At 63.3% G+C, this 20875-nt stretch carries 17 protein-coding genes; 9 read left to right on the forward strand and 8 right to left on the reverse strand.

The annotated features are described in order from the left end of the window. Positions 1-48: 48 nt before the first annotated feature. Both F3J44_RS21775 and F3J44_RS21780 read right to left on the reverse strand, forming a co-directional pair. The gene (locus tag F3J44_RS21775; RefSeq protein ID WP_167057776.1) at positions 49-1191 is read right to left on the reverse strand and encodes an SRPBCC family protein; all 1143 of its coding nucleotides are present in this window, start codon (positions 1189-1191) and stop codon (positions 49-51) included. Positions 1192-1348: 157 nt separating this feature from the next. Then, on the reverse strand, positions 1349-2350 hold the full coding sequence (locus F3J44_RS21780) for a GlxA family transcriptional regulator (RefSeq protein WP_205300050.1): 1002 nt from the start codon (positions 2348-2350) through the stop codon (positions 1349-1351). 225 nt (positions 2351-2575) lie between these two features. Here F3J44_RS21780 and F3J44_RS21785 point away from each other — a divergent pair, with 225 nt between their 5' ends. Continuing rightward, a complete protein-coding gene (locus F3J44_RS21785; protein ID WP_167275956.1) occupies positions 2576-3430 on the forward strand; it encodes a LysR family transcriptional regulator in 855 nt (284 codons plus the stop codon). A 330-nt stretch (positions 3431-3760) separates the two neighbouring features. Here F3J44_RS21785 and F3J44_RS21790 read toward each other — a convergent pair whose 3' ends face one another. Continuing rightward, positions 3761-5890 (reverse strand): TonB-dependent siderophore receptor, encoded by a 2130-nt coding sequence (locus F3J44_RS21790; RefSeq protein ID WP_205300051.1) that lies wholly within the window; start codon positions 5888-5890, stop codon positions 3761-3763. 305 nt (positions 5891-6195) lie between these two features. On the opposite strand from F3J44_RS21790, the gene F3J44_RS21795 reads away from it, so the two are divergent. From F3J44_RS21795 to F3J44_RS21805, 3 genes are read left to right on the forward strand one after another with little or no spacing between them, the layout of a single operon-like run. Next, complete coding sequence (locus tag F3J44_RS21795; RefSeq protein ID WP_167275961.1) at positions 6196-6711, forward strand: sigma-70 family RNA polymerase sigma factor; 516 nt, start codon at positions 6196-6198, stop codon at positions 6709-6711. Beyond that, positions 6712-7692: a FecR domain-containing protein gene (locus tag F3J44_RS21800; RefSeq protein WP_205300052.1), complete on the forward strand. Its 981-nt coding sequence runs from the start codon at positions 6712-6714 to the stop codon at positions 7690-7692. Positions 7693-7700: 8 nt separating this feature from the next. Next, entirely contained in the window at positions 7701-10124 is a 2424-nt protein-coding gene (locus F3J44_RS21805; RefSeq protein WP_167275964.1) for a TonB-dependent siderophore receptor, read from the forward strand. On the opposite strand, the gene F3J44_RS21810 is transcribed toward F3J44_RS21805, so the two are convergent. The 4 genes from F3J44_RS21810 to F3J44_RS21825 form a co-directional block, all read right to left on the reverse strand. Next, positions 10061-11470, reverse strand: a complete 1410-nt coding sequence (locus F3J44_RS21810; RefSeq protein ID WP_167275966.1) for an ATP-binding protein — start codon at positions 11468-11470, stop codon at positions 10061-10063. The genes F3J44_RS21805 and F3J44_RS21810 overlap by 64 nt on opposite strands. Further along, a complete protein-coding gene (locus F3J44_RS21815; RefSeq protein WP_167275969.1) occupies positions 11446-12111 on the reverse strand; it encodes a response regulator transcription factor in 666 nt (221 codons plus the stop codon). Before F3J44_RS21815 ends, F3J44_RS21810 begins: the two co-directional genes overlap by 25 nt. 67 nt (positions 12112-12178) lie before the next feature. Continuing rightward, positions 12179-12601: a hypothetical protein gene (locus tag F3J44_RS21820; RefSeq protein WP_167275972.1), complete on the reverse strand. Its 423-nt coding sequence runs from the start codon at positions 12599-12601 to the stop codon at positions 12179-12181. Positions 12602-12635: 34 nt separating this feature from the next. Then, positions 12636-13400, reverse strand: a complete 765-nt coding sequence (locus F3J44_RS21825) for a hypothetical protein (RefSeq protein WP_167275975.1) — start codon at positions 13398-13400, stop codon at positions 12636-12638. Positions 13401-13565: 165 nt separating this feature from the next. Between F3J44_RS21825 and F3J44_RS21830 the strand changes: the two genes are divergently transcribed. The 5 genes from F3J44_RS21830 (at position 13566) to F3J44_RS21850 (ending at position 19570) form a co-directional block, all read left to right on the forward strand. After that, positions 13566-13832, forward strand: a complete 267-nt coding sequence (locus tag F3J44_RS21830) for a DUF4880 domain-containing protein (protein WP_167275978.1) — start codon at positions 13566-13568, stop codon at positions 13830-13832. A gap of 428 nt (positions 13833-14260) precedes the next feature. Beyond that, positions 14261-17242, forward strand: coding sequence for a T6SS effector BTH_I2691 family protein (locus F3J44_RS21835; RefSeq protein WP_167275981.1), 2982 nt, complete (start codon positions 14261-14263; stop codon positions 17240-17242). A 4-nt stretch (positions 17243-17246) separates the two neighbouring features. After that, positions 17247-18140 (forward strand): hypothetical protein, encoded by an 894-nt coding sequence (locus F3J44_RS21840; RefSeq protein WP_167275983.1) that lies wholly within the window; start codon positions 17247-17249, stop codon positions 18138-18140. Positions 18141-18493: 353 nt separating this feature from the next. After that, positions 18494-18748 (forward strand): hypothetical protein, encoded by a 255-nt coding sequence (locus tag F3J44_RS21845; protein ID WP_167070671.1) that lies wholly within the window; start codon positions 18494-18496, stop codon positions 18746-18748. A gap of 102 nt (positions 18749-18850) precedes the next feature. Then, a complete protein-coding gene (locus F3J44_RS21850) occupies positions 18851-19570 on the forward strand; it encodes a TorF family putative porin (protein WP_167275986.1) in 720 nt (239 codons plus the stop codon). Here the strand turns inward: F3J44_RS21850 and F3J44_RS21855 are convergent. Beyond that, entirely contained in the window at positions 19545-20432 is an 888-nt protein-coding gene (locus tag F3J44_RS21855) for a DMT family transporter (protein ID WP_167275988.1), read from the reverse strand. The genes F3J44_RS21850 and F3J44_RS21855 overlap by 26 nt on opposite strands. Between the last annotated feature and the right edge of the window lie 443 nt (positions 20433-20875).

A 20875-nucleotide genomic window follows, 5' to 3' on the forward strand; every position in this document is an offset into this window, starting at 1 on the left:
GGGCTCACCGTTTCATGGGTTGGGCTGGGGCGGTCTGGCCGATACGGCTCATGGCTTGACGCTGCGGGCGTAGGCGTCCAGCACCAGGCCGTGGAAGTGGTGCAAGGCGTGCTCGGACTTGCCCGAGCCGTTGGGGTCGGTAACGATGCGCCCCTGGTCGAAGGCTGGGGTCTGCATGCCGCGTTGCACGTTCTCCACCAGCGAGATGTCCTCCACCTGCAGCACTTCGTCCAGGTAGCGGATGGCCTCTTTCTCCATGGCGTCCGGCTCGGGGGTTTCGAGGAAGAAGTCATAGGTTTCGAAGGTGCGGTCCGGGCCCAGGGGCACGATGTTGAGCACGATCATCGAGCTGCGCCCCGGGTAGCGCATCAGGCAGGTGTTGGGCCACAGCCACCACACGGCGTGGGTCCGCACGCTGGCCTTGGACACGTCGTAGGCCGAGTTCTGGCCCTTGCCGGCTTCGGCCATGTGGCTTGAGTAGATGCCGTGGGTCTGCACCTTGTAGGTGTCCATGTCGACCAGGGTGCAGAAGTCCTTGTGCGCGGTCGGGCAGTGGTAGCACTCAAGGAAGTTGTCGACCACGTTCTTCCAGTTCGACTTGATCTCGTAGGTCAGGCGGTGGCCGAAAGTGAGCTTGTCGATGTCTGGCGCCCAGTGCAGGATCTCCTTGGCCAGGTCGCCGGATTGCTGATGCAGGGGCGCGGCCAGCGGGTCCAGGTTGACGTAGACGAACCCGCAGAATTCCTCGACCTGAACCGGGGTGAGGTGGATCTCTTCCTTGTTGAAGTCTTTCAGGCCGCCGACATGGGGCGCCGCCACCAGGTTGCCGTTGAGCCCATAGCACCAGGAGTGGTAGGGGCAAACGATGCGGCGGGTCTTGCCTTCACCTTGCAGCACCGGGTGAGCACGGTGCTTGCAGACGTTGTAGAACGCCCGCAGGCTGCCGTCCTGGTCGCGCACCACGGCAACCGGGTGTCCGGCGATATCCACGGTGGTGTAGCTGCCCGGTTCGCGAACCTTTTCCCCGTGGCACACCCACTGCCAGGTTTTTGCCAGGATCGCCTGCTGGTCGAGGCGAAACCACTCGGGGTCGACGTAGGCCTCGGCGCGCAGCGATTGGGACAGCAAAGGATCCGGGTCGTAGCCCTGTTTGATCGATTCGAATTGGCGAGGATGCAGCAACTCAGACATATCAACGGCCCTTTTATTGTTCCGGGCAAGGGGTTTTTGCCCGTTCTGTGGGGTCGATGATGGTCTGGGGCCGAGGGGTTAAATGTGCAAGATCCGCCGTTTTTTATCCTGTTTCGGCCATTGTCGTTTTTGGGTAAGTGGCGCCTGGAAACGACCCTCAACGGGGCGCCACACCCCGCTGGTGCATGGGCCAGGCGCGGTAGTCGAACGGCACCCTGCCCTCCTGGCGGTCCTGGCGCGGGGTGAGGCCGAAGCGTTCGCGGTAGGCGCGGCAGAAATGCGACTGGTTGGGAAAGCCTGAGGCGACGCCGACCTTGGTCAGGGCCAGGTCGGTCTGGGTGACCAGGCCACGTGCCCGGTCCAGGCGAATGTCGCGGTAGTACAGCGCCGGGCTCTTGTGCACCACCTGGCGGAACAGGCGGTCGAGCTGGCGCTGGGAAATGCCCACCTGTTCGCACAGCGCCGCAATGCCAATCACCTCTTCCAGGTGCCGCTCCATCAGCTTGATCGCCTGGCGCACCGGCACCGGGATGGTGTGCCCCAACGGCTGCTGGGCTTCGGGGTTCTGCTGCGCGCTGCCTGGGCGGAACTGCTGGTGGAACACGTAGCGGGCCGCCTCGTTGGCCAGGGTTTCGCCGTGCAGGTTGCGAATCAGCTGCAAGGCGGTGTCGGTGGCCGCAGCGCCGCCGCAGCAGGTGATGCGCTGCTGGTCGAACACGTACAGGTCCTCGACGATGGTCACATCGGGGTAAAGCTCCAGCAGGGCATCGATATGTTCATAGTGCGCCGTGGCTCGCCGCCCCTTGAGCAACCCCGCCTCGGCCAGCAGGAGGGTGCCGGTGTCCAGGCCGCCGAGCAGGCAGCCCTTGCTCGCCCAGGTTCTCAGCGCCCCCTGCAGGTAGCTGCCGTGGTGCTGCTCCGGCGCCCAGCTGCACGAGAGCATCACCAGGTCCCAGGGCTGGTCACGCAGGCTGGCAAGCGGTTGGGTGAGCAGGTCCATGCCGTTGGAGGCACGCACCGTGCCGCCCTCTACCGAAGCAAAGGCCCAATGGAAGCGGCTTTCACCGCTGAGGTAGTTGGCCGCCCGGAACGGATCGACGAACGCGGTGCTGGCGGCAGCGTTGAAGTCAGGGAACACGATGACCAGAAAGTTGAACACGGCGGCCTCGCTCAGCGGTAAAAGCCCCATTGTAGGAGCGGGCTTGCCCCGCGAACACCGGCGCAGCCGGTGCCATCCACCGCGTCGCCGGTTTCGCGGGGCAAGCCCGCTCCTACAGGGGGGTCATACGCCCCCCCGCAGGGTGGGTTATCTCCTAAGGCGGGCGCTTGCCGGCCAGGTTGAGGCGGCTGATACTAACCTTCCCCTTGATTCAGCCCCTACCCCATGCGCTATTCACCTGAAGCCCTCGTCGCCTTTGTCGAAGCCGCCGCGCTCGGCTCCTTCTCCGCCGCCGCCCGCAAGCTGCGCAAGAGCCAGTCGACCATCAGCATCGCCATCGCCAACTTCGAGGCCGACATCGGTTGCCCGTTGTTCGACCGTACCGGCCGTCACCCCACGTTGAACAGCGCCGGGCGCCAGGTGCTCAAGCAGGTGGAAGCGATCCTCGATGCCAGTGCCCGCCTCGACGCCCTGGCCGTGCGCCTGGCCGGGCAGGTGGAACCACTGGTGTCGGTGGTGATGTCCGACAGCTACAGCGTCACCTTCCAGGGCGCGGCGATGGCGCGCTTCGCCGAACGCTACCCGCACACCGAACTGCGCTGCGGCCCCTCCGAAGACGCCGATGTGATCGACCTGGTGCAACAGGGCATCGTGCACCTTGGCATCCTGGCCGCCCAGGACCGCTACCCGGCGGATGTCAGCGTGGCGCGCCTGCCCGAGCAGGCCGAATTCTGCCTGTATGTCAGCCGCGAGCACCCGCTGGCAACCCTGCCGGCCTTGCAGCCGGAACACCTTGAACAGCAACGCCAGCTGTACATCAAGACCTACGCCCCCAGCCTGCCCCATGGCCACGGCCAGGCCTGGTCGGCGCCGGACTACCTGACCCTGCTGGAATTCGCCGTGCGCGGGTTTGGCTGGGCCGAACTGCCCAAGGCGCTGGTGGCGCGCTTCGGCAGCGGCTTGGTGGAACTGCCCATGGCCGGCTACCCGCGCCGCGTGGCCATGGACGTGGCCTGGTCGCGCCAGCAGGCGCTGGGGCCTGCCGGGCAATGGCTGCTGGGGCAGTTGCTGGGGCACTAGGCGAGCCTGCCCTGCCCGGCTCCTATGAAACAAATCGTAACTATCTGATTCAACTGGTATTTCTGTAGGAGCGGGCTTGTCCCGCGAAGCAGGCACCGCGGTGTATGACACCGGCTGCGCCGGTGTTCGCGGGGCAAGTCGGGTCGCCGCACCGCCGCTCCTACAGGGCATTGCGGCGCGGCTGCTGGCACTGTTCCCTGCGCGACAGCGCAGCCCGTAGGGCTGGCTAGGCTCTCATGGAACAAATTGCAAATATCTGATTTAACAGAGGATCCTGTAGGAGCGAGCGCAGCTCGCGATGCGCCGCACCCGCGGCGCCCATCTCATCCCTCAAAAATCGACCGTAGCCGACAGCTGCAAGGTGCGCGGATACCCCGGCGATATAGCCCCATACGACGCCACGCCCGCCCAGTATTCACGGTCGAACACGTTCTGCACCGTGGCCCGGAAGGTGGTGGGCCGCCCCTCGATCCTGGTCACGTAACGGGCACCGGCGTCGACCCGCGTCCAGGAAGGCAAGGCCTGGGTGTTGGCCTGGTTGACATACTGCCTGTCGGTATAAATGACACCGCCCGTCAAGGTGAAGCCTTCAAGCCACGGCGTATCCCATTCACCCCACAGGTTCGCCTGCACATTCGGCACGCCGACTGGCTTGTTGCCGCGGTTGGCGGCGGTGGCCGAGTCGGTCAGCTTGCCGTCCAGCACGGTCACGCCGCCCATCAAGCGCGTGCCGGGTGCCACTTCGCCGAACAGGCTTAGCTCGACACCCCGGTTACGCTGTTCGGCCTGCACGGAAAACACGTTGCCCGCGCCCACTTCCCCGCTTGGCTTTTCAATCTGGAACAGGGCCAGCGTGGTCATGAACGTCCCCTGCTCGTACTTGACCCCCACCTCATGCTGCTTCGAGGTGTACGGCGCGAAGGTCTGCCCGGCGTTGGCCGCGGTGCCGGGCGCGATGTCACCTTTGCTCAGGCCTTCGACATAGTTGTAGTAGAGCGACACATCGTCCCAGGGCTTGACCACCACCCCCACCAGCGGCGTCGTCGCATGGTCGTCATACCGGGAGCTGACCGCCCCCGTCGCGCTGTAGTTGCGCGACTCGATGTCTTGCCGCCGCACGCCCAGGGTCAACTGAAAGCGGTCGTCGAACAGGGCCAAGGTGTCGGTCAGCGCCACACCGGACAGTTCCGATTCGGAAATGCGCAATACCTTTGGCGCGGCGATAGCGGGCTTGGCCACATCCATCGGGTGATAGATGTTGGAGCGAATCTCGCTGCCGTTGTTGATGCCACGGGACAACTCGTCCTGGTAGCGGGTCGCCATCGCCGTCAGGGTGTGGTTGACCGGCCCGGTGGCAAACACACCGCGCACGCCCACATCGGCCGTGGAGCGGTCGACGTTGAATTTGTAATAGCCGGGAATGTTACTGGTGTCCCCTGCCGCGTTGAGGATTCTGGGCACCTGGTCAGACATCCGTTTCACGTCCGCCTTGCCGCCGCCGGCGTGGGCGAACACGGTCACCGCGTCGCTCAGGTCATACTCACCGCCCAGCAGGGCCGACTGCTCCTTGGTGTCGGACCACCCCCAATCCTGCGGCAAGTTGGTTCGCCCGTTGGGCGCAGAAGGCACGTCGATGCCCGAGGCGACCGTGAAGGGCCGGGAAGCGGCGTCCCAGCTTTCCTTCTGGCTGAGGAAATCCAGGTTCAGGCGCAAGCGCTCCCCACGGTAGTCCAGGGCAATGGCGGCAATGCCCAGGTCACGATGCTGGCTGTCGACCGCAGTGTCGCCGCCCTGCAGGTTGCCATTGAAGCGCACACCAAACTGCTTCTCGTCACCAAAGCGCCGGCTCAGGTCCAGGTGGCCACCCACCTGCGAATCCGAGGCCAAGCTTGCGGTGAAGCGGGTCAGGTCGTCTTCCAGCGGGCGCTTGGGCACGATGTTGATCACCCCGCCCACGCCACTGTTCGGTGAGATGCCATACGCCAGGGCACCCGGCCCTTTCAGCACCTCGACGCGCTCGGCGTACTCGGTGAACACGCGGTAGTTGGGCGCGACGCCATACACGCCATCGAATGCCAACTCACCCAGGTTGCCCTCACTGATCGGGAAGCCGCGGATAAAGAACGAATCGACGATACCCCCCGTCTGCCCGGTAGAGCGCACGGACGGGTCGCGCTCCAGGGCATCGGCGACGGTGACCGTTTGCAGGTCGGCCAGGGTCTTGCTGGTGTAGCTGGTGACACTGAACGGGGTGTCCATCACGTCCTTGTTACCCATCATTCCCAAGCGAGCGCCGCGCGCCACCTGCTCGCCGGCCAGCGCTTGCGGCAACGCCGGGCCGGTGTAGGTGGCTTCGACGTTGGTGTTGTCGAGCACCAGCGCCTCTGGCTGCTCAGGGCTGGCCGCCAGCGCAGGGCTGCTGCCCGCCAGCAGAAGGACGTTCAGCAGGGTGTGACGCAAGGCGTTTCGATTGCAGGGACGACTGACAACGGGCATGGCGAGGGGATCCTTTTCGGCAGGAAGATGGGTAATCACCTCCTGTAGCCAGCCGAGCGGGGAAAAAGTATCAGTAGATTGAACAGATATTTCTGTAGGAGCGGGCTTGCCCCGCGAAGCAGGCAACGCGGTGCGTGGCACCGGCTTCGCCGGTGTTCGCGGGGCCAGCCCGCGCCTACAGGGGGTTGCGGCGGCGTGAGCGGGCTTGCTTGCCATGCACGATCACACTAGCATTGTTAATACTTCTCAATTACAACAAAATCGCAACCATGAGCCAAACCCTCCCCGCAGACAACCAGCCCCACCTGCGCGTTCTCGAAGCGTTGTACAGTGGCCATCATGGCTGGCTCTACGACACGCTGCGAAGGAAGCTCGGCAATGCCATGGATGCAGCAGACCTTACCCAGGACACCTTCACCCGCGTGCTCGCCTCGAAGGTGACCACCATCGAGCAGCCTCGTGCCTACCTGCGCTGCGTGGCCAAGGGCATTCTCATCAACTGGTATCAACGCAAGGCACTGGAACGTGCCTATCTCGATGCGCTGAGCCACTTGCCGCCCCAGGACGTGCCCTCCCCTGAGTTACGCTGGGTGGTGCTGGAAACCCTGCACCAGATCGACGCCATGCTCGATGCACTCCCTCCCCTGGTCAAACGCACCTTCCTGCTCTCCCAGCTCGGCGGCCTGACGTACGCCGACATCGCCGGCCAACTGGGGGTGTCGCTGATTACCGTGAAGCGCTACATGAAGCAGGCCTTCATCCAATGCCTGTTGCTGGTGGAGTAAGTGCCCCTGCCCGCAAAAGCTGCCCCACTGGACCCGCAAGCGCTTGAGGAAGCCGCGCAATGGCTGGTGCGCTGGAACGAAAGCGCGCTCAGCGAGTTGGAGCAGGCCCAATGGCAAGCGTGGAAAACCAGCAGCCCCGAACGGCAACAAGCCTGGGCGCGCGCGCAACTGCTGCAAAGCCGCATGGGAGGCTTGCCTCGGGCATTGGCGATGTCGGTGCTGGACCGCCCAGACAGCCCCGAACGCCGCGCCGCACTGCTCAAGCTGGCCCTGCTGCTGGCGGTACTGCCCGCCGGTTGGGGCGGCTGGGCGCTGAGCCGCCGGCAACAATGGACCGCCGACTACCGCAGCACACTGGGCGAGCGCCGCGAGCTGGTGCTGGCCGACGGCTCGCAGGTAACCCTGAACACCGACTCGGCCATCGACGTCTTGTTCGATGCCCAGCAGCGCCTGCTGCGCTTGCGCGCTGGCGAAATCATGGTGCAAACGGCGCTCGACCGCTTCTCACCCGCGCGTCCGTTCCTGGTCGAGTCCGCCCAAGGCCGCATGCAGGCACTGGGCACACGGTTCTGCGTGCGCCAACGCGACGGGCGTACCCACCTGGCCGTCCTGGAAGGGGCGGTCAAGGTCGTGCTGGCAAGCCCGCACCAGGTCCAGCCGATGGTCATCATGGCCGGCCAGCGCACGGATTTCTCGGCACACGCCTTTGGCCAGGTGCTGGCGGCCGACCGCAATGCTGGCGCCTGGGCCCAGGGCATGCTGATGGCCGACAAGATGCCCCTGGCAGACTTCGCCGCAGAACTTGCGCGTTACCGCCGAGGCGTTGTGCGCTGCGACCCACGCATCGCCGCGCTGCAGGTTTCCGGCGCCTACCCCATCAGCGATACCTCACGCACCCTGAACATGCTTGCACAGACCTACGCCATCAACGTCTCCGGGTACTTGGGCGGGCTCTGGGTCACGCTCTCGCCACGCGGATGAAACCAACAATGTCCGCCCCTCATGCCCATTTTTCGCGGGGCCCACACCCTCGGCCAGTGGTTTGCAGCGCCCTGCTCGGCCTGGTGCTGCTGGCATCCCATTGCCCGCGCGCCAGCGCCGATGCGCCGGTGCTACTGGATGACGTGCAGGTGCGTAGCTACGCCATTGCCCCCGGCCCGCTGGGCCCCACGCTGTCTGCGTTCGCCATGCAAGCCGGCATTGCCCTGGCGTTTCAGCCAGCGCTCACCGAAGGCCTTTTCAGCCCGGGCCTGACGGCCTCCTGCACCCCGCAGGAGGCCGTGAAACGCTTGTTGGGCGACAACCACCTGCAGATGCTGCTGCATGACGATGGCAGCTACACCCTGGCGTTGCGCCAAGTGACCCTGCTGGAAACCGACATCAAAGGCCTTGCCGCCCCGGCAGCCAACGAACAGGTGCCGCCCGCCTATCCCGGCGGCCAGGCGGCGGTAGGTGGGCGGCTCGGCTTGCTGGGCAACCGGGACGTCATGGACACCCCCTTGAGCATCAGCAGCTACACCTCGGCCATGGTGCAAGACCAGCAGGCCAGCACCGTCGGCGACCTGCTCGAACGGGATTCGTCCGTGCGCGCCACGGGGCAGACGGGCGGGATCGTCGACTCGTTTTTCATCCGCGGCTTTGCGCTGGGCGAAGGCAACCTGGGCGAGCTCGCCTTCGATGGGGTTTATGGCGTTGCCTCCAATTACCGCGTGTTCACCGACTATGCCGAACGCATCGAGGTGGTCAAAGGCCCTGCCACACTGCTGTACGGCATGTCGCCCAACAGCACGGTAGGCGGCGTAATCAATGTCGTGCCCAAACGCGCCCTGGATGACGACCTCACGCGCCTCACCACCCGCTTTGCCCTGGATTCGCAAACAGGCAGCCATCTCGACCTGAGCCGGCGCTTCGGTGCAGAGCGGCGCCTGGGTATGCGCTTCAACGGCAGTGTGCAGCAGGGCGACACGGCCATCGACGATCAACACCGCGCATTCGATGTGGGCGCACTCTCATTCGACTACCAGGGCGACAGCTTGCGCGCCAGCCTCGACCTGGTCGATCAGCGGGAAACCTTCATCGCCGCATCACGCCCTTTCCTGATTGCCGAAGGCGTGCCGATTCCCTCGGCGGCCAATGGGCGCACCAACGTGAGCCAGGAGTGGGGGAAGTCGACAACCCATGACCGCTCGGTGCTGCTCAGCGGCGACTACGCGGTCAACGACCAGCTCTCGCTGTTCGCTCACGCCGGCGGCGGCAAGTCCCGGGTCAACCGCCTGACCGACCAGACGCCCACCATCATCAATAGCGCCGGCGACACCTCGTCGATTCCCGGCTACTACGCATTCGACGTGCAGCGTTACACGGTGGATGCCGGTGCCCGCCTGCACATCGACACCGGGCCGCTGGCGCACAGCGCAGCGCTTCAAGTCAGTCGTTACCGGGACCAGCTGGGCCGCGGGATCACGTCCTCGGCGCCGGTTCTGTCGAACCTCTATCACCCGGTCGATCGCCCCGAACCGGCCATTGCCGAGCCTGCCACCGCCAAGGTTTCCTCCAGCGAGCTCTCCGGTGTCGCGCTTGCCGACACCTTGTCACTGTTCGGCCAGCGCTTGCAGATCACCGTGGGGCTGCGCCAACAGCAGATCGAGGCCACCAACTACCGCCCCGACGGCAGCGTTACCAGTACCTACCAGCAAGCCCGGTCGACTCCGCTGTTCGGTGTGCTGTTCAAGCCCCTGGAAAACCTGTCGGTCTATTACAACTACCTCGAAGGGCTCAGCAAGGGCGATGTCGCGCCCGGTACGGCCAGCAATTCCGGCGAGGTGTTCGCGCCCTACGTGTCCCGCCAGCATGAGGTTGGGCTGAAAGTGGATTACGGCACCTTTCTGTCCACCCTTGCGCTGTTCCAGATCACCAAGCCTTCGGGCGAACTGGCGGGCGGAAGCTTTTCGGTTCAGGGCGAACAGCGTAACCGGGGCCTTGAGCTCAATCTTCTGGGTGAGGTCACGCCCCATGCTCGCCTGCTGGCCGGGGTGACGCTGCTCGACGCCCGGCTGACCCGTACCCGCATTGCCGCCAACCGCGGCAACAGAGCAGTAGGCGTACCGAAGGTCCAGGCCAACCTGTGGGGCGAATGGGACACGCCGTGGGCCGAGGGCCTGACCCTGACCAGCGGTGTGATCTACACCGGCGAGCAATACGTCAACCAAAGCAATGCCCAGCAACTCGACAGCTGGCTGCGGGTGGATGCCGGCGTACGCTACACCACCCGCGTGGGCGGCTACCCCACCACCTGGCGCGCCACCGTGCAGAACCTCTTCGACACGGCGTACTGGTCGGGTGTCGCCTCCTACGGGGCGTTCTCCCAAGGCGCCCCGCGTTCGCTGCTGCTGTCCGCCACGGTCGATTTCTGAGCCGCCACGGGCCAACTCAGGCACACGCGGCAACCACGGCGTGCGGCCTCATCGCTGAACCCCACCTGCGCCGTGCCGCCACTGCGCTGCACCAGGGTCTGCACGATCGACAAGCCCAGCCCCGCCCCCTCGCCACCCTGGGGCGCCACGCGGTAGAACGGGTCGAACACCCGTGACCAGGCGTGCGGGGGAATGCCGGGGCCATCGTCACACACGCACAGGGTTACCCGGCCGCCACCCTGCCCGGCCTGCAGCACGATCTGCCCGCCCACGGGTGCGTGGCGGATGGCGTTTTCGACCAGGTTACGAATCACGTTATGCAGGTGCATGTCCGCCAGCGGCACACGCACATCGTCCCCCTCCACCGCAACGTCCAGCTGCTTGTGCTCCAGCAGCGGCATCAGCGCTTCCAGCACCGAACGAAAGGCCCCGTGCACGGAGGCGTCCGCCGCCGCCGGCTCGCCCAGCTGGGCGCTCGCCGAGGCTAGCAACTGTTCGATGAGCGTACGGCTGCGGGCAATGCCCAGGCGTAACTGCGCCACCTGGGCCTGGGCACGCGCGGGCAGCGCCTGGTCTTCCAACCCCTGGGCCTGCAGGGACAACGCCGTCAGCGGCGTGCGCAGTTCATGGGCGGCATCGGCGACAAAGCGCTTTTGCCCCTCGACACTGCGGGCAACCCGCGCCAGCAGGCGGTTGATTGCCTGGACGAAGGGCCGGATCTCGCTGGCCAGCAGGCGCTCGTCGACCGGGCGCAGGTCCTGCTCGTCACGGGTGTCGAGCGTCGCAGCCAAGCTGGCAACGGGCTTGAACAGCTCACGAATCAGGTTGGCGACCACCAGCAGCAGGATGGGGAACAAGATGGCAAAGGGCAGCAATGCTCGCCAGGCGCTGGCCCGGGCATCACGGTTACGGCTGTCGATCTCCTGGGCCACCGCAAAGCGCCGGCCGGACACTTCCTGGCCAACCAGCACGCGAAACGGCTCGCCACCGACCACCACGGTCGACCAGCCATCGGCCACGGAAGCTGCAATGGGCAACGGCAGCTGGCTATCATCGCCGTGGCTGACCACGGCGCCATCGGCGACATACTGGATGACGATGCGTGTTTCCTCATCGTCCCCTGTGCTTTGCAATGGGGCGCTCGGGTAGTGAAATTGCAGGCCCTGGCGCGTGTACAGTGCCGCCACCTGGCGCAGGCTGTTGTCCTGCAGCGTCAGCGCCTCATCATAGGCCGTGAGGTAACTGAACAGGGCGCTCAGCGAAGCCACCAGCAAGATCGCCAGCGACAACGCCAGCGACAGGCGCAACTGCAGCGACTGGCTCAGGCGTCTTTTGAAACCATCCATCCCAGCCCCCTGATATTGCCGATCACGTCCTTGCCCAGCTTGCGGCGCAGTGCGTGAATGATGAATTCCACTGCATTGCTTTCCACCTCGTTGCCCCAGCCGTAGAGCCGGTCTTCCAGTTCGCTGCGCGACAGGATCGCCCCTGGGCGCACCAGCAACGCCTGGAGCAAGGCGAACTCACGGCTGGAAAGCTGCACGGGCGGCTGGCCTGGTACGCTGGCGCATTTGCTCGCCGGGTCCAGGGTGACCCGGCCGTTGCTCAATTCCGGCGCTGCCCGCCCGCCTTTGCGGCGCATCACGGCGCGCATCCTGGCCAGCAGCTCGGCCATCTCGAAGGGCTTCTGCAGGAAGTCGTCGGCGCCGCCGTCCAGGCCGCGCACGCGGTCATCGAGCCCGTCACGGGCGGTGATGATCAACAACGGCACCGGGTTGTCGCCGGCACGCAATGTTTGCAGCAACTGCAGGCCGTCCTGGCCGGGCAAGCCCAGGTCGAGCAGTACCTGGTCGTAGGCTTGCGCGCGCAGGGCCGCTTCGGCGGCCAGCCCATCGGCAACCCAATCGACGGCATAACCGGCCAACGCCAGCGCATCCTGCAGCGCCTGCGCAATCATGCTGTCGTCTTCGACCAGCAATACCCTCATGGCCATCTCCTCGGCGAACCGGCAGGGCAACGATAGCCGCCCTGCGCCGTCCGCGAAAGCCCGTGCATCAGCCTTGCCGCGGGCCCTGCAGGGTGTCGAAGGTGCCCAGCAGCTCAACCATGGCCGCCTTGCACGCCGCCTGTTGCGGCGAGCTGGCCCGCAGCGCGTCCAGGGCGCGGTCGATGGCCTTGTCCAGCAGGTGCCAGTCACCCGCGGCGCGCGGTTTGATCCCGGCCTCGGCGTCATCCCAGCTTTTTTCAAGGTCCTTGATGCGCGCCTTGGCGCCTGGCAGGTCCTGGGCATCGACCTTGCTTGCGACATCCTGGGCGATGGCACGGAAGGCGCTCAGGTCGCCCAATTTGGTAGGCGCATGCACCTCCGAGGCTGACGCTGGCGGCTCATCGTGCTTCGAACAGCCTTGGGTGAAGGCCAGCACACTGGCCAAGCAGGCGATGGCCAGTGTGGTGGTGAACAGTGGTTTTGCAAGCATGGTGTGTACCCTCGTTATCAGGGGTGGGGGGTTATCAACGGGCAATTCGCTTGGCCTGGTTGGCGCTGAACTGGGCAACGCTGACCAGCATGAAAATCACGCACAGGAAGATCGCGCTGGTCCAGGTTGCGCCCATGCCCAGGCCGCCGTACTCGCGGGCCTGGGTCAGCAGGTCGCCCAGGGAGGCGCCGAGCGGGCGGGTGAGGATGTAGGCCAACCAGAACACCAGCACGGTGTTCACGCCCAGGCGCCAGGCGACCAGGCAGGCGGCGATCAGCACGGTGAAGATCAGCGAGCCGACACCAAAGCCCAGGCCTAGCGCCTCGGTGGCCAGGTCGCCGCCCGCAGTGCCCAGGGCGAAGGTGCACAGCACGGTTGCCCAGTAGAAGCCTTCACGCCTGGGGGTGACGATCTCGCGGATGGACAGGTTGCGCTCCCTGGCGTACCAGACTGCGAAGTTGACGGCGAGCAGGCCTGCAAAGAAGGCACTGCTGGCGTACAGGCTGACGTTCAGTTCGTCGGTGAGGATGTCGGTAATCTGCGTGCCCAGAATGCTCACCAGCACCACATTGAGCCAGTAGATCCACGGCTCGCAATGGCGCTTGCGCAGTTGCATCGTCAGCGCCGCCGCCAATAGCAGCGCCATTACCGCGCTGGTGATGCCCAGTCCCCAGCCGACATCGACGGCGAGAAAATCGGCGAATGTCTCCCCTACCGTGGTGGACATGACCTTGATGATCCAGAAGGACAATGTCACTTCCGGGACCTTGTTGAGCCATCCGCTATTCGTTGCGTTCATCGGGTAAACCTCCTCGGTGCCCGTCTTGGTGTCTGGGCAGGAGGTTACGCATGAAGACTTAGCTGAGCCTGAGGGCCAGCCTGCTGAAAACCATGATGTTTTTTTGACGAATTTTTGCCAGATGCTTGCTTAGGGTAGCGGCCTGATCACACAGGTAGCCCACCGATGCCCCCACCCCTTCCCGACCCTGAGGATGACGCCCTGCTGACCCAGGCTGCCGATTGGTGCCTGCGCCTGCATGACGGCAGTTGCACCGCTGCAGAGCGCGCCGCGTTCGAACGGTGGGTGCAGGCCGACGCCAGGCATGCCCTGGAGTACGCGAAGATGCTGGAAATCTGGGACCTGTGCGACGAGCTGCCCAGGCATGAAAGCACGCTGGACACGCTGCTGACGGTAACCTCACCGCGTAACAAGGGTGTGCTCGACAGCTAGCCTGATATAAACCCCAGCTGTCGCAGCGCGGCACGCTCCCCCGTAGGAGCGAGCACAGCTCGCGATGGGCTGCAAAGCAGCCCCAGCATTACGAGCCACTAAACTGAAACCCTAGGGCCGCTACGCGCCCCATCGCGAGCTACGCTCGCTCCTACCGGGGCGGTACCGGCCTGAAGATGGGGGGCTAATCAGCAGCCTACTCCCTAAAGCGAAAATTCCTACAACGTTTTGGGAAGTGATGAACTCCCCCGAGACTTGATTCCTCGTTAGTGTTCTGGCGCACCTTCATACGCACCTGAGCGCAGCCGCTGCTGGCCTGCACGCCCGTGCGCCAGTGGCTGGACGAGGACACCCAATGTTCAAGGAACTGAATTCAAGCGACACATCACCCCGGCGGCACATGCAGCCTCACCATGGGAGAACCGCCCATGACTGAAGCCTCCGTCAGCCGCGCCACCTCCGGCCCACCCTGCAGCCCGCGGGTACCCATCCTGCCCCTGCGCTACGCCATCGTGCCTCGCACCAGCAATGCACCACCCTGCCGCTACAGTGCCTCGGGCTTCGCCCTGGAACAAGGCTTCCCCACGCTGCAGCACTGCGCCTACACCCTGCGTGCCTTGCGCCCTGGCTACGTCTACGTGTTCATGAAAGGCACCCACGGCGAAAAGCTGGTCATCCACGAGTACGACGGCGAAGGCCAGTACAAGGAACTGCGCTACCGAGGGCTGGAGCATTACCAGCGGCGTGACCGCTACCTCTCCAGCCGGTCGATGGGCTGGGTGTGGGCCGACACCTGCACCACCACCGCCCAGGAGGTCTGGATCGCCTACAGCCCGCACCTGTGGACCAACGCCGTCACCGCACGCATCACCGGCTCGGCGGCCCTGCGCAACCGGCACATGCGCCAAGTGAACATGGCCGAGCTGATCGCCGGCGACAAGGCACCCTCCACCCAGCCCCATGTACTGCCCGTCAGTGCCCTGCCCACTTGGGTCGAGGACTTCAAGCCAGACGCCCAGCGCATGTCGCTGGCCTGGAGCAGCCACCCTCGCCCTTCGGCGCTGTTCGCCGGCGCGCTTCACGCCGTGGCCCGGCACTACCCCTTCACCCAGCCGAAGATTCCCGCCGTGGTGGTGTTGAGCGACGCCGAAGGCATGGCCCTGGACCTGAGCCTGTCGGTGTCGGCCTACCAGCACCAGTTGCGCGACCTGATGCCCGCCGAGCCCTTGCCCCACCTCCGGCCCGCCCAGGGCAGCGAGCAGGCTGATGTGCCGATGTGCTACCAGCTCAACGCCGAACGCCTGAGCCCGCGCAGCCGCGACTTCCACCACCGCAACCTGGTGGCCACGCTGCTGAACAAGACCCTCGAAAGCCTGTACCCCGCCAAAAACCCCAGCCTGGCCACCGCCGCGCTGCGCATCCGCCCAGACAGCCGGCCAAAACCGCCGTACGAAGAGCGCTTCCGGGTGCTCACCCACAAGGACTACTCCGAACAGGGCCACCGCCTGGGGCAGCGCCTCGATACCGCCAAGTACCTCAGTTTCCTGGCCGAACGCGACGAGCTCGAACAGCGTATCGCCGAGTTGCAAGCATCGGCCCTGCAAGCCAGCGCCGATCACGATGCCTGGCTGGCCACTGCCGAAACCGGCCACCTCGACACCCCCTACAGCCTGGCCGCCGCACTGGCCTGCTACGACCGCGACGACCTCACCTCCGCCGGTGGCCTGGAAACCTCCCTCGCCTTGCTGATTCACCCCATGGGCCAACCCGTGCCCGGCACCGAAGAGCAAGACCTGCGCTTACAGCGCCTGGAACGCTGGCTGGACCAACACGACAGCCCGCTGTATGTAGCCCTGGCACCGTTCAATCCCTTCCGCGACAAGGCCGACGCGGTCGGCACCTTGCTCGGAGGCAGCGACAACGTGATCGAAGGCCTGGTCGGCCGATTCCCGGCCCTGGCCAACATCACCGACCTCACCGCCCAGTCCGTCACTACCGTGGTGCTCAAACGCATGCATGGGCAGGCCCGCTGGACGGCCAGCAACAGCCTGCGCCAGCAAGTGCTGGCGGCGGCCAGCGAGGCCAATGCCGAGAAGGCGCTGGGGCTGCTGGCGGCGCGGTATGCCGTCACCGATACGCTGATCCGGGAGAACCCCTTTAGCCAGGAGGTCGATAAGTACCTGAAGACCGGAATGGCCCAGGTGGAGGAAATGAAGGCACTGCGCATCACGGGCAGCCGGACGGTGGCGCTGGAACTGACCACGACTGCGCGGGTAAAGCCGAAGTTGCTCGGGTTACTAACGTCAGGTACGGGAACAGGTTTGAATGTTGGGATGCTGTGGTTCAATGTCATTGCACTAAAAGCGGCTTACAACAGTTTGCAGAAGAGTAATGCACCGGAATACACCCTGGGGTTTGCTGCGTCGATCTTTGGGGTGATCGGCGCCGCGGCAGCGACGCTAGTTGGATTGCGGGCTACCCAGAAAGCAATAACGCTACGTTTTGGTTCTGCAGCTCCGGGCATGGGTTTCGGAAATGGGCTTACCAAACTTTTTGCAAGTAATTTTTTCGCTAGGCTCTCTGGTTATCCTGCGATAATTTTAGGTTTTGTTTCTGATTTCAAAAAGTCAAAAAGACAAAGCGCTTATGGCGATTTGCAAGCCTCAGACCTTACTTTCTACGGAGGAGGATCCGTCGCACTCGGCTCCATATTAGTACTGGAGGGTAGCCTTGCTATCGCGGGCGCCACGTCGGTGATCCCATTCGCAGGATGGGCTGCAGCAGCAGTTGTATTGCTGGGAGCAGCAGCCATAACAGGTGGTCTGTATCTACATGCTATGGCTGATGAGCGCCTGCACAGCCCTATTGAATTATGGGCATCAAGGTGCATTTTTGGAAACCGGCTGAATGATGGTGAGAAACGGATCGATATCAAATTAGACTTCGAGAGAAAACTCCCCCTTTACTCCAGTCTGAGTGAGGAAGTGCAAAGCTGGCACTCAGCCTACTATCAACCAGTGCTGCTTTCAGCGAATGATGCTAAAAAATTTGGTCTAGACGAACTAGACAGTCGCTGGAATAGAAGTACCGTCTTATCACCAGCTGATTGGTATAGAGCCATTCACAACGCTCCGCCCTCTTCCCCTGCCATTGAGTTTACGATTTTTCTACCTGGATTCACTTTAACAAAAAGTAGCTGGAGTGCACATTTAAGCGTTGCAAGCGATCACCATCAGTCAATCATCCCCCTACCAGACCCTGTATGCTACCTCGTCAACGGGAGCCTCATACTGAATTTCAAAATTGAAGCTCGCCCGTATACGAGTGCAACGCTTTCAGTCACATACCACCCTGCCAAAGGCTTGGATGAAGAAAATTATACCACTACGCATTTCACACTAGAGAGGTAGGCCAATGTCTATAACCTGGCTATTCTCACACCACGGCAGCACGAAAAGCACACCATACATAAAAGATCAAGTAGTCGACATATCCACCAACCATCTAACCTTGAGAAACCCCTGGATAAAAGACTCCGTCTTCATGGGAAAACTCTATACAGCCATAGTCTTGATCTCGGCGCTATATATTTACCCAGAAATATTAGACGATGACTACCGCCATTTGCTCCTGTCACGCCCACACTCAATGCTTCAATATCTAATTGCCCCATTGATTTTCATACCATTTTTGCTGTACAGAGCTTACATAATAAAGAATAACTCCCACTTCCACTTAAGCAGACTCAAAAAGAGAGTCTATTACCAGCGCGGCAAAAAACTCGTACAGTTCGACTGGAAAACTACAATGGGAGGAGCCTTCAAACGCACCGAATTCGGGGGTTCATCTTTCAGCACTAGCTACGCCCTCGCGTTCGCTCCCCGCCGAGCTGACGGCACTCTCCACCAAAAAGACTGCCTCTGGATCGACAGCAACGAGCCCACCGAACCAGACGTAAAATACGTCGCCGAAGTCTGGGAATACCTGCGCCACTTCATGGACCACGGCCCCGACAAACTCCCCCCACCTGGCGAACCCAACTGGTGGCACGTCCCCCTGCATGCCATCTGCCTGACCCCAGCCCAAGCCTGGCGCCACTACGCCCCTTGGCGAACGGGCGAACCCGGAGAACTGCAGGGCAAGAAAAACTGGCAACTGCCGCTTTGGGCCGTCTTGTTCCCCTACAACCTGAGTGTCGCCATCTGCTGGTACTTCATCTGCATACTTTTCAATGTGAAAGCTGCACCTGCACCGCCTGAAGCACTTGAGAGCAGCCCAAGAACGCCAGAAAAGCGCAAAAGACGATAAGACGTGTGCCATCAAAGGAGAACGACGCAGTGGATGGCACGGGCAAGTTCATTTCTATGGAACAAATCATAACTCTCTGATTTAACGGAGAATCCTGTAGGAGCGGGCTTGACCCGCGAAGCAGGCACCGCGGTGCATGGCACCGGCTGTGCCGGTGTTCGCGGGGCAAGCCCGCTCCTACAGAGGATGGCAGCGGGCTTGCGGGCAATGGTCCCTGCGCGACAGCACAGCCCGCAAATGCAGCCCCGCAGGCACTTCGATAGTCACTATCGACAACACCAATTTCTATCCATCAGCGCCAACCCATAACCTCACTCCATCGATTCCCGTCCCCCGAATCCTGGAGCTTCCCGATGAACACCTCAGCCCGCCTGCTGCTCGCCACCCTCACCGCCATCGCCATCAGCGTGCTCACCGGTTGCGCCGCCAATCACCCCGAACTGCGTGGCTACACCGTCGAGGAAACCCGACAACTGCAACTCGAAGCCATCCAGCGCCAAAGCCTGTCGCTGGACGAATACGAACTGCGCAAACGGGTGATCGAACGTGCCGCCAGCCGGCAGGTAGTGACCGAAGCTGTCGAAGCCCAGCCGGCGATCAAGGGCTGACCCTGGCAGGCTGGCGGAGTTGGCTGTACCTGCATCTGGCCGAAATGCCCCCGACACAGGTATCCTTGGCCGCTCAAGAGCAAGCCTTCCAGGACGGTGACCATGACCAGGCCCTTTCTGTCGCTGTGCGCGGCGCTCCTCTTCAGCCCGTTGCTGCAGGCCCAGCAGATCCAACGCCAGTTGGGCGATTTCGATTTCAAGCTGGGCACCACGCCCTCACGCAGCATGGCCCAGGGGCTGATCTCACCTAGCGCGGTAGGTACATTTCACGGCGGCCTCGACCTCAGCCACCCCAGCGGTTGGTACCTCGGCCAGTACGCCCCGAGCATGGGCGTAACACCCGACTCGACCCTGCGCCTGGACAGCTACCTGGGCTATAAACATTACTTCGACAGCACCCTGGGCTACGAGGTCGGGCTGATTCACTACAGCCAACCGAACATCGCCGGGGCCAACAGTTATGCGCTGTACGGCGGTATCTCGATACTTGGCAGCCGCATCGGCGGCGCCTGGCGCGACAACCCCGACAACCGCACCGGCACCCTGTTCGCCGACTTTGGCCAGTTGCCGCTACTGAACATGGACTTCACCGTGAAGGTGGCCCACCACCGCTTGGGCACGCCCTTCACCATTGGCGACGGCAGCCAGGTCAGCGCGTTTTCCGACTGGTCACTGGAGCTGTCACGGCCATGGCTGGGCATCGACCTCAACTTGATCTACAGCAACTCCGACCTCAGCGGCGGTGGCTGCGACGCCTACTCGGGCATCAATACCTACTGCGAAAGCGTGGTCACCCTCAAGGCTCAGCGCAGCTTCTTTTGACGGATTTTGCCGGCAGTAGCGCCAGCGCTACACCGCCCAGTACCACCAGCGAGGCGAGCAGCAGGCGCAGCGACATTGGCTCACCAATCATCAACACCCCAGCCAATGCGGCGATCACCGGCACACTGAGCTGCAGGGTGGCCGCCTGCTGGGCGCTGACCTGCCTGACCACCCCATACCACACGGCATAGCCCGCGCCGGACGCCAGAATGCCTGAGGCCAGGGCAAACAGCAGCCCAGCCGGGGTGACATGCACATGGGCGAGCAGCACCATGGGCACGCCCAGCATCAGCACCAGCGGCAGGCTGCGCACGAAGTTGCCAGCGGTATCGGCCAGTGGGTTCGGCGCACCTTTGCCCAGCAGCGAGTATGCGCCCCAGGCGACACCGGAGGCTGCCATTACCAGCGCGCTGACCAGCGGCGGCGCTTCAGCGCCGGGCAACAGCAACACGACCAGGCCGGCGAAAGCGATCAACATGCCGAGCAAGCTGGGAGCGCTAACGTGTTCGCCCTTGAGCCAGGCGAACGCGAACATGGTGATTTGCACGGCGCCGAACAGCACCAGCGCGCCTACGCCTGCGCCCAACTGCAGGTAGGCCACGGAAAACAGGTAGGCATAGAGAAACAGGGCAAGCCCGCCCTTCCAACTGCCGCCCAGGGGTTGGCCTGGCTTGCGCAGGCGTATCAGCAACAGCAGAAACGCAGCGCCGCTGGCCAGGCGCAGCAGGGTGAACGATTCGGCATCGATCGCTCCGTCGCGCAGGGCCAGGCGGCAGAAGATGGAGTTGGCGGCGAAGGCTACCAGGCTGAACAGGGCGGGCCAGCGCCAGGATTTATGGCCGGTGGTGGTGCGGGGGCTCATGGTGATGACACCTCTGAGATAGGGATTCTTGTTCTGATGGTTCTTTTTAGGGGGTTTGGCCGGATTGGACAACCTTTGTCAGTCCACATTGCTGTATCAGGAACTTCGTATTTGTAGGAGCGAGCGCAGCTCGCGAACACCGGCGAAGCCGGTGGTGGCCGGTGGTGGCCGGCGAAACGAATGGTGTCTCTTTCCTTCAAAAGCAAAAAGCAAAAGATCAGAAACCTGGATCGCGCCGGTTTTGATTCACGCGAGTCATTCATTTGCGATGGTGACGCATAGTCACCATCGCAAATGAATGACTCGAAGTAATCAAGACCCACGCCATCAAGCTTTTGGCTGTGACTTTGGCTATGTGCGCCAATCCCAAACCGCAAGATCAACACCTTGATGTAATGGCAAACCAAGCCCATCCCCGCTACACAGTGTGCCCCTGAACAAGC

The sequence above is a fragment of the Pantoea sp. Tr-811 genome (genome assembly GCF_011752535.1).
Taxonomy (GTDB): domain Bacteria; phylum Pseudomonadota; class Gammaproteobacteria; order Pseudomonadales; family Pseudomonadaceae; genus Aquipseudomonas.

Excerpts from the sequence above, each read along its gene's own strand:
- F3J44_RS21785 (WP_167275956.1), top strand. The coding sequence starts at position 2,576 with ATGCGCTATTCACCTGAAGCCCTCGTCGCCTTTGTCGAAGCCGCCGCG.
- F3J44_RS21795 (WP_167275961.1), top strand. The coding sequence starts at position 6,196 with ATGAGCCAAACCCTCCCCGCAGACAACCAGCCCCACCTGCGCGTTCTC.
- F3J44_RS21815 (WP_167275969.1), bottom strand. The coding sequence starts at position 12,111 with ATGAGGGTATTGCTGGTCGAAGACGACAGCATGATTGCGCAGGCGCTG.
- F3J44_RS21845 (WP_167070671.1), top strand. The coding sequence starts at position 18,494 with ATGAACACCTCAGCCCGCCTGCTGCTCGCCACCCTCACCGCCATCGCC.
- F3J44_RS21825 (WP_167275975.1), bottom strand. The coding sequence starts at position 13,400 with ATGAACGCAACGAATAGCGGATGGCTCAACAAGGTCCCGGAAGTGACA.
- F3J44_RS21855 (WP_167275988.1), bottom strand. The coding sequence starts at position 20,432 with ATGAGCCCCCGCACCACCACCGGCCATAAATCCTGGCGCTGGCCCGCC.
- F3J44_RS21835 (WP_167275981.1), top strand. The coding sequence starts at position 14,261 with ATGACTGAAGCCTCCGTCAGCCGCGCCACCTCCGGCCCACCCTGCAGC.
- F3J44_RS21820 (WP_167275972.1), bottom strand. The coding sequence starts at position 12,601 with ATGCTTGCAAAACCACTGTTCACCACCACACTGGCCATCGCCTGCTTG.
- F3J44_RS21805 (WP_167275964.1), top strand. The coding sequence starts at position 7,701 with ATGTCCGCCCCTCATGCCCATTTTTCGCGGGGCCCACACCCTCGGCCA.
- F3J44_RS21850 (WP_167275986.1), top strand. The coding sequence starts at position 18,851 with ATGACCAGGCCCTTTCTGTCGCTGTGCGCGGCGCTCCTCTTCAGCCCG.
- F3J44_RS21830 (WP_167275978.1), top strand. The coding sequence starts at position 13,566 with ATGCCCCCACCCCTTCCCGACCCTGAGGATGACGCCCTGCTGACCCAG.
- F3J44_RS21810 (WP_167275966.1), bottom strand. The coding sequence starts at position 11,470 with ATGGATGGTTTCAAAAGACGCCTGAGCCAGTCGCTGCAGTTGCGCCTG.
- F3J44_RS21840 (WP_167275983.1), top strand. The coding sequence starts at position 17,247 with ATGTCTATAACCTGGCTATTCTCACACCACGGCAGCACGAAAAGCACA.
- F3J44_RS21775 (WP_167057776.1), bottom strand. The coding sequence starts at position 1,191 with ATGTCTGAGTTGCTGCATCCTCGCCAATTCGAATCGATCAAACAGGGC.